Source organism: Micrococcales bacterium (assembly GCA_016703125.1).
GTDB lineage: Bacteria > Actinomycetota > Actinomycetes > S36-B12 > UBA10799 > JADKAV01.
In genome coordinates this window covers 128,104-142,846 of the sequence record JADJCR010000008.1, presented here as the reverse complement: position 1 = coordinate 142,846, position 14,743 = coordinate 128,104, and the positions used below count along the sequence as shown (strand labels likewise).

Here is a 14,743-nt window from a genome sequence, read left to right as displayed (position 1 = left end):
GCGCTTCTTAGCGTGCTGTCAAGCCGAAGGACCGCCGCCCGGCGGGACCCGGAAGCCACCACCGGAGGAGCGTCATGAACCACACCGGTAGCAGCGAGGCCCGCTGGTACGAGATCCGCCTGCAAGGCCATCTCGACCCCCGGTGGGCCACCCGGTTCGACGACATGACGTTCACCCGTTGTACCGACGGCACCACCGTGCTCCGCGGTGTCGTCATCGACCAAGCCGCGCTGCAAGGCCTGTTGCACCAGCTTCGAGACACCGGCCTCGCGCTGGTCTCGGTGAACCGGGTCGGCGCGGCGCGCACATCGAAAGGACAGTGACATGACCACCTCAGTAGTGACCCTCACCACCACACCCACGACGACGGACCCCACGAGGCGAACCGCCTTCGTGGCCGGCGTCTTCTACCTGCTCACCTTCGCGTCGTCCATCCCGGCCCTGGTGTTCCTCGGACCGGTGCTGGACAACCCCGACTTCATCCTCGGGGCCGGTTCGGACTCCAGCGTGCTGCTGGGCTGCTTCCTCGACCTCGTCAACGCTGTGGCATGCGTCGGGACCGCCGTCGCGCTGTTCAGCGTGGTGAAGCGCCAGCACGAGGGCTTCGCGCTCGGCTTCGTCGCCTCCCGGCTCATGGAAGCGGCCATCATCGCGATCGGCGTCGTCAGCCTGCTGGCCGTGGTGACCCTGCGTCAGGACGCCTCGACCGCCGACCCGGCGCTGGTCACCACCGGGCAGGCCTTGGTGGCGATGCGGGACTGGACGTTCCTGCTCGGCCCGGGGTTCATGGCCTCCATCAACGCGCTCCTGCTCGGAACCCTGATGTACCGCTCGGGACTGGTGCCGCGCATCATCCCCACGGTGGGGCTGATCGGAGCGCCGCTGCTGCTGGCCGCCAACATCGCCACGTTCTTCGGCTACAACGAGCAGTTGTCCCTGGTGTCGGCCCTGGCCACCCTGCCCGTCGCGGCGTGGGAGTTGTCGCTGGGCTCCTGGATGGTCGTCAAGGGCTTCCGGGCCCCAGCCGTGCGGCCGTGAACCCCGCCCGAAGCGGTCCGTCGCCTGTGGGCACGGGCCGTTTCGGCGTGGGCGGGCAGCTACCTCGCACCGGTCGTCACGTACTCCAGGATCGCGTCACGGTCCATCCCGGCCAGCCCGCAGCGCTCAAGGGTGCGGCGGTCCTCGGCGAAGTCGGTGCCGAGCAGCGCGGAGGGCAGGTTGATCACCGACTCCATCAGGACCGGCTCCGTCCCGGCCTGCCGGCCGAGTTGAGAGTAGATCGTCAGACCCACAGGCACATCCTCGGTGAGGTAGCGGGAGTCGACCTGCGACGGTCCCTTGATCCCGTGCAGCGCCGCCACCCCCGGATCACCGACCAGAAACTGTCGCCTTGCGGGCCGTAACCCATCACCGGGTAGGTGTCGATCAGGCTCAGCAGGTCGATGCCGAAGGCCGCGCCGATGGCCAGTCGTTCCGCGTCGATCGCTTCGATGGCCTGGCAGACGTGCGGGGTCATGCCCTCCTCGTAGTAGTAGAACTCACCGTGGCTGTACTCGATGCGACTGGCGGACAGCAGCACTCCCAAGCAGTGCAGGGTCGGGTTGGGGTTGCTCAGGCCGGCGGCCAGGACATTGGGCATCACGTCGATGCCCGGGTACAGATCGTCAAGGATGGCCGCGACCCGGTCGGTGCGCTGCGCGGGGAACGTGCCGACCGACACGATCCGGCGCCGGCCGAACACGGTGACCTCCGTGGGCCCCGTGATCCGGGTGGCGTACGGCAGTGCTGCAATCTCCGAGACCGTCACATCGGCGTTCAGGTGCTGGGCCACTCCAGCGAACCCAGCGAGCCCCGGCATCAGCACCACGTTCGCGCCGTCGGTCAGCAACGGTGCGAGCATCCGCGCGAACGCCCGGTGGTGGTTGGTGGGCACGACCACGAAGACCACGTCGGATCCGGCGACGGCATTCGCCAGGTCGGCCTCCACGCGGACCGGCGCCGTGCCCTGGATCTCACCGTGGGCGACGATGTGTCCGGCCCGGGCGATCGCGTCGAGACCCGCGGCGAACTGCGGCACCTCGTAAAGCGTCACCTCGTGGCCGCCGAGGCCGAACTCCGCGGCCGCCGTGCGCCCGCCGTTGCCGCCCCCGAGAACCGTCACCTTGCGCTTGGACATGCCCACACGATAGGGACTCCGTGCGCCCGTCTGCTCCGCATCCACCCATGGACCATTCTTCACGCGGCCACAGTGCGCGCGCCGGACGACGCAGTCACCTTCACGGGTGATCTGGTCGGGTTGATCGGCGCAAAGGGAGCAGGCGGGCGCAAGCCGTCCATTCGCCCCCCGGAAATGTTACACCACCCGTACCTTGGAAGTGTGAGAAACGGGGAAGGAGGTGGCCAGATGAGCGATCCGACGCCTGATCTGGACGCCATGATCGAGGCGGCGTGGAAGGACTACCGGGCGTGCCTGGCCGAGACCCTGGACCGCCTGGAGGAGGGTCAGAGCGTCCACCTCGAACTCGACTCCGAGAGCCCCACACCGTACGTCCAGGCACTGCGTGCCGGCGACAAGGTCCTGCTGGAGGCAGCGAGCAACCGCGTCCTGGATGGTGTCTGGAAGCTCGCCAAAGCCGGCCGCAAACGCCTGCGTGAGGTGGGCTTCAACAGGCCCTGCGACGAGATTCCCAACTACTGGATCCAGTTGCCCCTCACGCATGTGGACCAGGCGGCCAGCATGGCGGTCGCGGCGATGCGCGAGGTGTTCGGCATCCTGCACCCGTCGTACCTGCGCAGCGACGGCCTCGCGTGGCACTCCGAGCCGTTCCCGGCCACTGCGGGCGAAGTTGAACCGGAATCACCGGCGACTTTCCCGGACAGCCGGGCGGCGTTGGACGGGCTCGTTGAGCACACCTTGTCCCACATCCTCAACGAGGTGCCGGACCGCGATGACGACGGCGACATCCCCATCCGCACCGGGCGCACTGTGCTCTTCGTCCGCACGCAGGAGGGCAGCCCCATGATCCGCCTGTTCGCGCTAATGGCCAAGGACGTGGCCGACCACGACGCTGCGCTGCGGGAGGTCGACCGCCTGAACCGGGCCGTCGACGGCGTCAAGTTCATCCTGCACAACTCCACGGTGATCGCCACTGCCGGACTGCTGGGCTGGCCGTTCGCGCCGACGCAGTTCCAGGCGCTGCTGACCCACATGTGCGATGAAGTCGCGAAGCAGGAAGCGGACCTGGTCGAGCGGGTCGGGGGCCGGCATTTCGTGGGAGAGCCCTCGGCGGACGAACCCGAGGAGGACGACGACATCCACCCGGCGATGCTCAGCATCCTGCAATTGGATGCCGAACGCCCGGGCGCGCTGCGGCCCAAGGACGCCGCCAAGATCTGCGGCAACGATCCCGACCTGCTGCTGGAACTCATCCGCTGGAACGAGGAGCAGGAGATCGCGTGGCGGCAGTCTCGCGCCGAGACCGACGATCCCGAAGAAGCGCGGGTCTGCGAGATCGAGCGCAAGCACGCCCACCGGACCGTGAAACTGCTGCGCAAGGCCCTGCGACGAGTGCTGCTAGGGTGACCCATGGGGGAGAGGTTCAACGGATATCGTCGTCGATTCCCCCTGTGTGAGAGGAATCACTCGTCATCCCCTTCAGACAGAGCCGGTTTTCGTCGATATGATAGAGGTGAGGTGAACTGATGAACAGCAATGTGAGGATTCGGCCAGGACGCAAGGTTCTGCATCGGACTTGGGCATTCGTCGCGCATCTTGTCGACGACGTCGAGCCTGATCGCATTTCGACCATCGCCCCCATCGCGGCCGACGGTAGCCGCGTCAAGCCCTTCTCCCAGAACTGATCGGGGAGGTTCCCGGCGGTTGATCCAGCCGCTGGTGGGTACATCGCAGCCATGAGCGATCCAAACTCTGATTCCGCAGTCCCGGTTACGGGCGAGATCCCCGATGATTCGTTGCTGGACACGGACATACCCGGCGAGGGATCCGGGCCCACCACCGATGAGCAGATACTCTCCGACGCGGATCTGACGGACATTCCGGAACCGAATATGGGACCCGCACGAGAGCCCGACCCGTCCGACATCCCCGACCTCTAGATTACCCAGCTGTGCACAGGTTCTTGCCCGGTTCGAACATGTGTTCTATACTGAGGTATGCCCGAACTCCCCGAAGACCCGTTCCCGTCCGTGAGCACCGCGCTCGCGGACGCACGGGCCCTCGGCGACCAGGAGCTCGTGGATGAACTCCAGGCGGTCAGTGGCGAGATGCGCGGGCTGCAGGCCCGGCAGGCCGCCGTCATCACCGAACTCGACGCGCGCATCCGTGCTGCGAGCCACTCCATGTCCGGGTCGGCGGAAACGGTCGCTGTCACGCTGGCCATGTCGCCGCGCTCGGCGGAGCATCTCACCGATGACAGCGTCCACCTCTGTTCCCGCGAGGTGGTATGGGCCGCGCTGGCCGAGGGCCGCATCGACTGGACCAAGGCCCAGCGCATCATCGACGAACTGCGCGAGATACCCGACCCGCGCCGCGAGCACCTCGAACTGCTGGCGCTGGAGTACGCGGAAGACCACACCCCCCATCAACTGCGCAAGTACTTGCTTGGACTCACCTGCGACCACGACCCCGACGACACCCTTCGCAAGCGCGCACTCGACAACCGCGGGGTCAGCATCATCCCGCGCGGCCACGGCATGGCCGACGTGTGCGCCTACCTGTCTGCCGAGGTCGCCGAGGCGTTCATGCAGGCCCTCGAGGCGCTCGCCGACTCACCGGACTGCCCCGACCCCCACGGTCAGGGAGACGCCCGCACCCGCGACCAGCGTCGCGCGGATGCCTTGACCGGCTTCCTCGAGGCGCACTGCACGTTTCAGGTCAGCGTCGACGTCGTCATCCCCGCCGACACCCTCATTGGCGACAACGAGTACGGCGCGGAAACCAAGCAACTCGGCCCGATCCCGTCCGAACTGGCACGCCGCCTCTGCTTCTCCCCCGATGCCCGCTGGCGGCGCCTGGTGACCGATCCGCTGTCCGGGCGGCTGGTGGATCTCAACGCCGAGACCTACCGCATCCCCGAGCGCATCCGCAACGCCGTCAAGGCCCGCGACCTCACCTGCCGCTTCCCCGGCTGCCACCGCCGCGCCGAGTACCTGGATTGCGACCACATCGTCCCGTGGCCGAGGGGCAAGACCCGCGCCGTCGACCTCGCCGGACTGTGCCGGCACCACCACCGGATCAAGACCCACTCCGCCTGGCAGGTCCGTCACGATCCCAGCACGCCCCGCCACGACCTGGTGTGGACCAGCCCGCTAGGGACCCAGCACAGAACGACCGCCCACAACTACCACCGCCGGGACTGAGCACTCAGGCTGGCACAGGTTCAAGCCGGAACCGGGGTTTCGGATCGCCGATCCGCACGGCGCTTGATCAGGAAACCGAAGGCTGCCGCGATGAAGAACATCAGCACGCCGTAGATGGCCGCGGGCAGGGACATCTCGGTACTCAGCAGGACGGACTGGGCGACGACGATCGCCAGCGTCGCGTTGTGGATGCCCACCTCGAAGGAGGTCGCGATCGACTCGCCCTCCGTGACGCGGAACATGCGCGGCACGACGTAGCCGATGGTGAGGCTCAGTGCGCAGAACACGATGGTGATGCCGGCCAGCGACGCGAAGTTCGCCCGCAGGATCTCCAGGTTGCTGATCACCGCGCCCACGATCACCAGCGCCAGGATCACCGCGGACCCGATGCGCACGGGCTTGTCCATGCGATCCGCGAACGCCGGGCGCCAGCGTCGGATGAGCATGCCGATGACCACCGGCAGCAGCACGATGGCGAAGACCTCCAGCGTCTTCTGGAACTGCAGCCCGACCCGGTCACCGTCCGGCGCGAAGTACGCGATCGACAGGTTCACCACGATCGGCAACGTGAACACGGCAAGCACCGAGTTGATCGCCGTAAGGCTGATGTTCAGGGCCACATCCCCGCGGAACAGGTGGCTGTAGAGGTTGGCGGTCGTGCCACCGGGTGAGGCGGCCAGCAGCATCATGCCGACGGCCAGGATCGGCGGCAGGCCGAACAACTTCACCAGCCCGAAACAGATGACCGGCAGCACGAGGATCTGGCAGACCAGGGCGATCGCCACCGCTTTGGGGTGACGCGCCACGTGGGCGAAGTCGTCGGTGGTGAGGCTGAGCCCGAGGCCCAGCATGATCAACCCGAGGGCGAGGGGCAGAAGTGTGGTCTCCATCGTGACTCCCGAAGCCGCCGGCAATGAGGTCTGCCTGAGCCTAGTCGTCTCAGTACCGGAATGTCACTTCTGTGGATTGGTGGCTACTGCTCCTCGGAGATCTGCGCCGCGACAGCCACGCCCAGCGCAGCACGGCGTGCACCGTGGATGAAGTCCCCGGCGAACTGGTCGATGGCCTCCTGGGTCGCGTGGCGGCCACGGATGACGACGGGGCGCCGCTTCTGAGCCCACTCGACGAACACTCTGAGCGTCGGCGCCACCCAGGCAATGTGATCGGCCTGCCAGACCACCGAGGGTGCGAAATCGCACAGGAACATCTCCACGGTGGTCGGTGACCAGACCTCCGGGCGACCCCGCAGGTCGCACGCGAAATCGATGAACAACTGCGCCAACAGGTCCACCATCTGGGGATCCGGCAGTTGCCCTTCGACCTCGGTGGCCAGGAAGTCCTTGGTGACCTTGGCCCGCAGGAACGCCCGGCGATCCTTGTCGCGCTCGGCCGCTGGGTGCGGCTTGGGAGCGTCCCGGGGTGCGGGCAGGCAACGCCGGACCCGGGAGCGCAGCAGGTACCACGTCGATGCCGTCTCTTCCCCGAGCAGTTCGCCGACATCCACCGTCAAGTCCGTGCTGTCCATCGCCCGGGTGATGGCCCCGGCCACATACGCGAGATCGGGGACTGGCAGCACGTAGAGGTCGGGGTCCGAGTTGAAGACCGCCGTCAACTGCTCGAACGTGGGCCCCTCGACGATGAACGCATCCTTCATCAGATGCAGGTTGTGGTCCACCATCGCGATGATGATGTGACAGCCAACTACGCGCCCACCATCGCGATACCCGAACTGCATGATGTAGTTCGTTTGGTCACCGAAGACGTCCTCGCTGGTGACGATCTCGAGCAAGGCGACGTTGTCCAGCAGTGGTAGCCAGCGCGGGGCCGTGCCGGTGCTCCTCAGCGCGAGCGCACTGATCGCTTCAGCCGATTCAGGCGGCCCGATGAACGCCAAGACCTCCAGCACGGCACGGCTCAATGCCCCAAGACTCGCGCTATCCCCGGCCAATTGCGTCGAGAACTGCACGACGGCGTCCGTGGGCGAGTGATCCACGCCTTTCCAGACTCCGCCGAGCACGTCGGACATCAACAACTCGGCCTGGAATGGGGTGTCCGCGAACAGGGTCGGCTCGAACGCTTGGGCGATGATGCGACTGAGGTCCGCACGTCCGGGTGCACCCATGCCGATCACGGTACCGGGGCGGACGCACCGGACACGTGACTCACCACGACATGCGAACCTCCGCGAAGCCCGCGGCCGGGGGGCGGCACGGGCGGCCGCGATGCTGCGCAGTTCGTCCCAGGGTGGTGACGGGGATGTTGGGTAACCACGGTCAACTGAATTGACGCAGGTTACCCACCATCGAACCGGGTCAAGCCCGGGCGATCGCTGCCACACTGCTGCGTGTGGACAGCCAACTGACCCGCGAACTCCACCTACTCACCGGTGTGCACGAGCAGGTGCTGCGCGAGGCCGGTCTCGAGCGCGTGGCCGCGCAGGTCGCGTCCATGCACAGGGGAGGGTTCGAGCCGCCCGCCACCGCGCAGGAGGCCATCCGGCTGGCCGACGCCTTGACGGTCCACCTACACCTGGTCAACCTCGCCGACGAGCGACACCGGGTTCGCCTGCTCAACGCCCCCGACGCCGGTGAGGATCTGTGGCCGGCGGTGTCGGCAGCCGCCGGGATCAAGGACCGGCTCGGCGGTCTACGGATCCACCCGGTGCTCACCGCACACCCGACGGAGGCCCGCCGCCGCGCCATCGCCACCGCGCTGCGCCGGGTGTCCGAACAGCTCCAGCGACTGGAGAATCCGCGGCTCGGCCCGGAGGAGAAGGACGCCGCCCACCGGCGACTCCTCGAGGAGGTGGAACTGCTGCACCACACCTCCGCGCTGCGCATGACCCAGCCCGAGCCCCTCGACGAGGTCCGCACGATCATGACGGTCTTCGATCAGACCCTCATCCGCGCCGTGCCGCGCTTGTACCGGGCCACCGAACATGCACTCATCGGGCAGCGCAGCGGGACCGTTCCGACCCCGGTGCCTGCCTTTGTCCGGTTCGGCTCGTGGGTGGGCGGGGACCGGGACGGCAACCCGTATGTCACCGCCGAAGTGACCCGGCAGACCCTGGCCGTGCAAGCCGACCATGCGCTGTCCGCGTTGCAGGTGTCCGTCGAGCGGGTCGGCAGGACGCTGACCGCCGACCAGGCCGACACCCCGCCGTCGCGGGCGCTGACGGATGCGTTGGCCCGTGACGCGGTAGCCATGCCGCAGCGCTTCGCCGAGATCCGCACCGGCTCACCCGGGGAACCCCACCGCCAGCGCATGCTGGTCATCGCCGAACGTCTGCGCGCGACGCGGGCAGGACGCGCCGAGTACTCCTACCGCGACGCCGATGAGCTGACCGCGGACCTGCAGGTGGTGCAGGATTCCCTCGCGCAGGGAGGTGCCCGCCGGGCGGCCCACGGCGAACTGCAGCACCTCATCTGGTATGCGCAGACGTTCGGCTTCCACCTCGCAGAGTTGGAGGTCCGGCAGCATTCCGACGTCCACCGGGCGGCGCTGGTGGACCTGCTCGCACAGGTGCCCGATGCGCCGGAAGGGGCGGCGGAGAACGCGGCGTTCCTGGACCGGCTGGCCCGCGAGGGGTGGCCCGACCACGTCGCGCCCCGCGAGGAGCGCACCCGTGAGGTGCTGGACACCTTGCGGGTCATGTCCTGGTTGCAGCAGCGCTGGGGGGACAGGTCCTGCGGACGCTACATCGTGTCGTTCTCGCACTCCGCCGCGAACTTGGTGGCGGTGCGCGCGCTGGCCCGGCTGGCGGTCGGTTCCGCACCCCTGCGCCTGGATGTCGTGCCGCTGTTCGAAACCGGAGCCGACCTGGCCGCGGCGGACAAGGTGCTCGCCGACTGGCTGGAAATGGCCTCCACGCAGAAATGGCTGGAAAGCACCGACCGCCGCGTGGAGGTGATGCTGGGGTACTCGGACTCCGCCAAAGACGTCGGCCCGACCGCGGCGACCCTGACGCTCGCACGGGCCCAAACGGCCATGGTCGCCTGGGCGCGCGACCACGACATCGCGCTCACGATGTTCCACGGCCGCGGCGGCTCGCTGGGCCGTGGTGGCGGGCCGTTGCACCGCGCGATCATCGCGCAGCCACCGGGCAGCGTCGACGGCCGGCTCAAGGTGACCGAACAGGGGGAGGTGGTGTTCGCGCGGTACGCCGACACCACCATCGCGCAGCGGCACCTCGAACGGCTGACCACTGCCGTGCTCCTGGCCGGCACACCGGAGGTCGAGCACCACAACGCCGAGGCGGCCACCCGGTTCGCCGCACTGGGTGAACACCTGGCGCAGGCCTCCCGGGCGGCCTACTGGGACCTGGTGCGCACGCCCGGTTGCGCCGACGTGCTCGCCGAAGCCAGCCCTTTGGAGGAGATCGGCGAGCTGCGGATGGGCTCCCGGCCGGTGCGCCGGAGTGCCGCGACGTCGGGCCGTGAACTGTCCGACCTGCGGGCCATTCCTTGGGTGTTCGCGTGGTCGCAGACGCGGGCCAACATCCCGGGCTGGTACGGCCTCGGCACGGGTCTGTCCGCCGTCAACGACCTCGACCTGCTGCGGTTGGCGTACGCGCAGTGGCCACTGTTCACCTCGCTGATCGACATCGCCGAGATGAGCCTGGCCAAGAGCCACCGAGACCTGGCCGCACGGTTCCTCGCGTTGGGCGGCCGGACGGACATCACCGATCGCATCCTGGCCGAGATGGACCTCACCGTGTCCCTGGTTCTGCAGGTCCTCGAGCAGGACCGGCTGCTGGAACGCAAAGTGGTACTGGGATCGGCGATCGCCATGCGCGCGCCGTACGTGGACGTGCTGTCGGAACTGCAACTCGCCGCACTGACCCATGTGCGTGCCGGCGGCGGGGATGAGTGGCGCCGGTTGCTGCTGCTGACCGTCAACGGCTTGGCGGCGGGTCTGCAGAACACGGGTTGAGCCGGATCCGTTAGTGATGCGGACAGCGGGGAGGGAAAAGGACCGGTTGCATCGCTCCCCGCTGTACGAATGACTAACGCCCTTACCTGGACGGGCTGTCAGGGGCGACGGATCCGCTCGCAGGAGCGCGCCACCGAGTCCTTGCGATCGGCGATGACAGTGTCGCGGCCGGCACCGCAGTCGACGCGGTCCTTTGAGCCGTCCTTCGAGCGGATGGTGTCCTTGCCGCCACCCCCGGAGATGCGGTCGGCGCCGGGGCCGCCCTTGATGCGGTCGTTGCCCCTGCCACCCTCGAGGCAGTCGTCGCCGCCCTTCCCGAGGATCTTGTCGTTGCCGGCCTTGCCGAGCAGTCGCTCGCTGGCAGCGGTGCCGCGCAGGACGTCGGCCCTGCCTGTCCCGGAACGGGTGAGGGAACACGCCGCCAGCACCGGAGCCCCGGGCACCGTTGCGGATGTGCTCGCGGTGTTGTTCGCCGCGACCGGGTCGGGCTGATCACCACCGACGGAGGCGGTGATGGGGACGGTCCCGGAGCCAGGCATGCGCACCGTCAGCAGCACCTCGCCCGCGGACCCGGAGGCGATGGAACCCACCAGGCAGGTGGCGGCGTCACCGGCGATGCTGCAGGACCCACCGTTGGCCGACAGGATCTGGGCACCAGCCGTCTGCACCACCAAGGAGGTGCCGGTACTGCCATCGGCGCCCTTGTTGCGCGCGGTTGCAGTGACGACGATGTCCGAGCCAGCCGACGGCGCGCTGTTGGACACCGACACCGCGGCCTCCCGGTCGGAGCCGACCTCGACCGCGCCGAGGTCGCAAGCGGCGGCGATCGGGCGGGCCTGGCCGCGCTGGTCGGCGGCACTCGCGCACGCCGACGCTGCATCGATGGCCGGGCTCGTGGCCGTCGGCACCCGGGTATGCGTGGGGCCGCCGTTGTCCGCCAGCGCACCGAGTTGGGCGTTGGCGATGGTGCGGGTGGCCGATGCCGCACCACAGGAGGTGTCATCCAGGAGGTTGCGGGCCAGGAATGCGGGCAGCTTCCCGCCCGACCCGCAGTTGGTCACGCCTCTGGGATCGGCGATGACAGAATCGGCCACCTCCACGCTGCCGCTGCCGCCGGTGTGCTGGAAGAGTGCGGCACCGCGCAGATTCGGGGCGTTCAGCCTGTTCCCCGCGATCGTCGAGGCGGTGACAGTGACGCCACTGTTCTGGCCGGCCCAGACCCCGCCGCCGAAAGCCCAGTCGATGCCATTGGCCGTGTTGTCGGCGATCGTGGAGTTGACCACGCTGACGGTGCCGGCGTAGACCGCCAGTCCGCTGCCGTACACCGAGCCGGAGGTGCTGGTGGCCGTGTTGCCGGAGATCTCGGAGTCCCGCACCGTCATGGTGGCGTTCTGGACGTAGACCGGCCCGTAGGTGCCACCGAGGCTGGAGGCGTTGTTGCCGGAGATGCGCATGCGGTCCAGGGTCACGACCCCGCCGGTCTGGTTGACCGCCTGCGCGCCCCCCACACTGGTCGCGCCCGTGATCGTCATATCGCTGATGGTCACGCTGCCGTTGGTCACCGACATCATCACGTGGCTGCCGCTGCCCGTAAGGATCGTGCTCTCGGCACCGGCGCCTTGCACTGTGAGGTTACTCGTGATGGTCAGGGCCGACCCCAGGCTGATCGTCCTCGCCCCCACGGTGATGACATCTGCGCCTGGCAAGGAGTTCGCCTGCTCAACGGCCGCCCGTAAGGTGCAGACGTTCGCTGCTGTGGCGCACGCGGGGTTGGCCAGGTTGGCGTCGCCAGCATCACCGCTGCTGTTGACGGTGTAACCGGCCGCCGATGCCGGGGCCACCGGCACGAAGCCCACAGTGGCCAGGATCAGGGTGGCGGCGATGCCGAACCGTCGTAACACGAGTCGTTCCCTCCGAAATCGATTCCTCATGGTACGCAAACGCCCGTGCCGCCGAACGGATGACGGGGCCGCCGGACTGGCTGTCAGCCGCCCAGCACCCAGGCCTTCGTCACAAGTCCCCCGTCCTTGCAGACATATGCCATCCGGTCCTTCTTGGCCGCCTTCTTGCGGGCGGACTTGGAACCCGGCTTGCACTTGGTGCGGAGGGCCTCGAGTCTGGGCGGGAGGACCTCACCGGTCGAGACGTACGACGTCCAGAACGCCTTCGCCTCGGCACAACTCAACCCCTTCACCTCAACATTCGTGGCCAGCACCATCCGCTGGCCGGCGGCCGCCTTGACGTTGCTGCAGTCCTGGAAACCGGCCGCTGCAGCGGGTGCAGCCATGACGGGCACGGCGAAGGCGGAGGCGATGAGAACCACGGTCAGACGGCGCATGGCGGTCACCGTACACCGCCTGCGGTTGGCCGCAGATCAGACGAACGGCCCAGACGCCGGCCGAAGGCGTCGGGGTCCAGCCATTCCACCAGATGGGAGTACACCGCATCGTCACGCATGACCGCGAGGTGGTTCACCCCGCCGACGGTGACCCCCATGTCGAAGGGGATCCGTCGAACCTCGCCGCGGCCGGAGGCGCTGGCCTGGCGGACCATCCCGTCGCCGAACATGCGGGCCGCGGGGCCACTGCTGTCCTGAGCGATCGTGGCGGCCACCCAGTAGTAGGTCACGTCGTCCAGCAGTGGGACCTGCGTGCACCGGTCGCGCAGGAACTCGTCGGGGTCGTGCCCGTCCCAGTCCTGGGTGACCAGCGCGCCGTAGCGCAGGTCCTTGATACCGACACTGCGACGGGTGAGGAAGTGGCCCAGCGGGCGGGTCTGCGGCACACTGCGCAGCACCCAGTCCCCGACGTGGACGGACTTCTCCACCGGCGAGCCGAGATGCGGCGTGCCGAGGGTGACGACCGTGGCCAGCAACGGCCGCCAGTCGCGGTCCTGCGACTGGTGGGCGGCGCTGCGGGCGACCAGGCCTCCCATCGAGTGCCCGACCAGGGCAATGGACGCGATCGGCACCTGCCAGTCACCGACGACGGTGTCCAGCAGGTCGCTGAGCAAGCGCCCGTTCTCGCTGATCCGCAGGCCGGAGTTGTAGCGGATGTGCAGTGACGTCACCCCGAGGTCGCGTTCCAGCCGGCATCCGAAACTGCCGTCCTCGCAGTCCCATGCCCGCTCGTCCTCGAACAAGCCGTGGACGAACACGACGAGGTGCTCGCTGGCCTCCGGGAAGGCACCGGCAATGTCGCGCACGTCACGGCCATCCCGGCGCACGGCCATGCGGATCGTCAGGGGTTCATCGGCGCCCGCGAGATGGTCGCCCCACAGCCCGTGGACCAGGGGAAGCACCACCTGGCCGGCGCGAGACCCGGTGACCGGTTCAGCCCGCTCGGGCGCCATCTGTCCGAGCACCTCGGGAATTCGCCGGTGCGCCGCCCCCACCCGCTGGTAGACCCGTGCCGCGTGTCCCCGGTGCAGTCCCGCCACCTCGGCGGCAACCGGCGGCAGTGTCTCCTCGACCCGCTGCACGATCGCATCGTGCATCCCTGCGACCACATCCACGACCGTTCCCAGACCGTGGCCGGCGATCCGGCCGGCCGACGCCCACTCAGCCACCCTCCACCTCCAGAACATGGCGCAGGATCGACTCACCCACCAGATCGGGCGCGTCGACGTGCGGGTGGTGGCCGGCTCCGGGGACGGCGACGAAACCGCTGCCCGGAAGCAACTCGTGCGCCTGCAGGCCGTGCGACATGGGCAACGTGGCATCGGCGTCGCCCCAGACGATGAGCACCGTCGAGGGATCGGTCACCGCACCGAACCGGCTTGTGGCACGCACCAGTTGACCCTGCGGCCCGACGACGCTGCGCACCGTGGCCAGGAACGCCTTGCGCCGGCCATCTTCGCGCAGCCGCTGCAGTTTCTCCACTGTCTTGTCGGCCATGCCGGTGCTCATGCTCCCGGTCGCCACCAGCCCGCGCGTGGCACGCCGGAGCCACGCGAGCCCATGTTCGCTGGAGATCATCCGGAAGACGACCTCCGACCCGGGCAGGCTGGCAGCGCGCAGGCCCAAGCTCACCTCGGCACCGAGGCCGCCGCTGGAGACCAGCGTCATGGACTCCACACGCTGCGGGAACTGGTACTGGAACTGCATGGCCACCCCACCGCCCAGCGAATAGCCCACGAGGTGCACCCGCGCGATGCCGAGGTGATCCAGCAGGTCCCGCAGGCGCGAGGCGTTCGATCCGAGGCTGAAGTCACCATTGCCATGGCCGGACTCCCCGTGACCGAGCAGGTCCACGGCCACTACGGTCCGGCCCGCGTCGCGCAACCGCACGATGAGATCGGCCCAGGTACCGGTCGACGAGCCGACGCCGTGGACGAGCAGCAGGGGGATACCCGTGCCCGCGTGGAACTCGTAGGCGAGGTCATCGCCGTGCAGGATGACGGTCTTCGTCATTCTTCCCTCCTTACCTACGCA

14 protein-coding genes are annotated in these 14,743 nt (G+C 68.4%); 6 read left to right on the top strand and 8 right to left on the bottom strand.

Going from position 1 to position 14,743, the window contains the following annotated elements; genetic code table 11:
• Positions 1 to 74: 74 nt before the first annotated feature.
• On the top strand, positions 75 to 323 hold the full coding sequence (locus IPG68_13220) for a hypothetical protein (GenBank protein MBK6764169.1): 249 nt from the start codon (positions 75 to 77) through the stop codon (positions 321 to 323).
• Between the two features lies 1 nt (position 324).
• Positions 325 to 1,038, top strand: a complete 714-nt coding sequence (locus IPG68_13215) for a DUF4386 domain-containing protein (GenBank protein ID MBK6764168.1) — start codon at positions 325 to 327, stop codon at positions 1,036 to 1,038.
• Between the two features lie 59 nt (positions 1,039 to 1,097).
• Here IPG68_13215 and IPG68_13210 read toward each other — a convergent pair whose 3' ends face one another.
• Both IPG68_13210 and IPG68_13205 read right to left on the bottom strand, forming a co-directional pair.
• The gene (locus IPG68_13210; GenBank protein MBK6764167.1) at positions 1,098 to 1,361 is read right to left on the bottom strand and encodes an NAD/NADP octopine/nopaline dehydrogenase family protein; all 264 of its coding nucleotides are present in this window, start codon (positions 1,359 to 1,361) and stop codon (positions 1,098 to 1,100) included.
• Complete coding sequence (locus IPG68_13205) at positions 1,283 to 2,176, bottom strand: NAD/NADP octopine/nopaline dehydrogenase family protein (GenBank protein MBK6764166.1); 894 nt, start codon at positions 2,174 to 2,176, stop codon at positions 1,283 to 1,285. The genes IPG68_13210 and IPG68_13205 overlap by 79 nt, the downstream gene beginning before the upstream one ends.
• A 228-nt stretch (positions 2,177 to 2,404) precedes the next feature.
• Between IPG68_13205 and IPG68_13200 the strand changes: the two genes are divergently transcribed.
• From IPG68_13200 to IPG68_13190, 3 genes are all read left to right on the top strand, one after another.
• Positions 2,405 to 3,583: a hypothetical protein gene (locus IPG68_13200; protein MBK6764165.1), complete on the top strand. Its 1,179-nt coding sequence runs from the start codon at positions 2,405 to 2,407 to the stop codon at positions 3,581 to 3,583.
• Between the two features lie 119 nt (positions 3,584 to 3,702).
• Positions 3,703 to 3,861, top strand: coding sequence for a hypothetical protein (locus tag IPG68_13195; protein ID MBK6764164.1), 159 nt, complete (start codon positions 3,703 to 3,705; stop codon positions 3,859 to 3,861).
• 312 nt (positions 3,862 to 4,173) lie between these two features.
• Positions 4,174 to 5,379 carry a DUF222 domain-containing protein gene (locus IPG68_13190; protein MBK6764163.1) on the top strand — a complete coding sequence of 402 codons (1,206 nt, stop codon included), beginning with the start codon at positions 4,174 to 4,176 and terminating at the stop codon, positions 5,377 to 5,379.
• 20 nt (positions 5,380 to 5,399) lie between these two features.
• Here the strand turns inward: IPG68_13190 and IPG68_13185 are convergent, their stop codons facing one another.
• Positions 5,400 to 6,269 carry a bile acid:sodium symporter family protein gene (locus IPG68_13185; protein ID MBK6764162.1) on the bottom strand — a complete coding sequence of 290 codons (870 nt, stop codon included), beginning with the start codon at positions 6,267 to 6,269 and terminating at the stop codon, positions 5,400 to 5,402.
• 83 nt (positions 6,270 to 6,352) lie between these two features.
• Positions 6,353 to 7,501 carry a hypothetical protein gene (locus IPG68_13180; GenBank protein ID MBK6764161.1) on the bottom strand — a complete coding sequence of 383 codons (1,149 nt, stop codon included), beginning with the start codon at positions 7,499 to 7,501 and terminating at the stop codon, positions 6,353 to 6,355.
• Between the two features lie 326 nt (positions 7,502 to 7,827).
• Here IPG68_13180 and IPG68_13175 point away from each other — a divergent pair, with 326 nt between their 5' ends.
• Positions 7,828 to 10,311: a phosphoenolpyruvate carboxylase gene (locus IPG68_13175; GenBank protein MBK6764160.1), complete on the top strand. Its 2,484-nt coding sequence runs from the start codon at positions 7,828 to 7,830 to the stop codon at positions 10,309 to 10,311.
• A 98-nt stretch (positions 10,312 to 10,409) separates the two neighbouring features.
• On the opposite strand, the gene IPG68_13170 is transcribed toward IPG68_13175, so the two are convergent.
• From IPG68_13170 to IPG68_13155, 4 genes are all read right to left on the bottom strand, one after another.
• Positions 10,410 to 12,212 carry a hypothetical protein gene (locus IPG68_13170; GenBank protein MBK6764159.1) on the bottom strand — a complete coding sequence of 601 codons (1,803 nt, stop codon included), beginning with the start codon at positions 12,210 to 12,212 and terminating at the stop codon, positions 10,410 to 10,412.
• Between the two features lie 83 nt (positions 12,213 to 12,295).
• Entirely contained in the window at positions 12,296 to 12,649 is a 354-nt protein-coding gene (locus tag IPG68_13165; protein MBK6764158.1) for a hypothetical protein, read from the bottom strand.
• Between the two features lie 5 nt (positions 12,650 to 12,654).
• The gene (locus tag IPG68_13160) at positions 12,655 to 13,878 is read right to left on the bottom strand and encodes a hypothetical protein (GenBank protein MBK6764157.1); all 1,224 of its coding nucleotides are present in this window, start codon (positions 13,876 to 13,878) and stop codon (positions 12,655 to 12,657) included.
• Positions 13,871 to 14,722 carry an alpha/beta fold hydrolase gene (locus IPG68_13155; GenBank protein MBK6764156.1) on the bottom strand — a complete coding sequence of 284 codons (852 nt, stop codon included), beginning with the start codon at positions 14,720 to 14,722 and terminating at the stop codon, positions 13,871 to 13,873. The genes IPG68_13160 and IPG68_13155 overlap by 8 nt, the downstream gene beginning before the upstream one ends.
• Positions 14,723 to 14,743 lie beyond the last annotated feature (21 nt).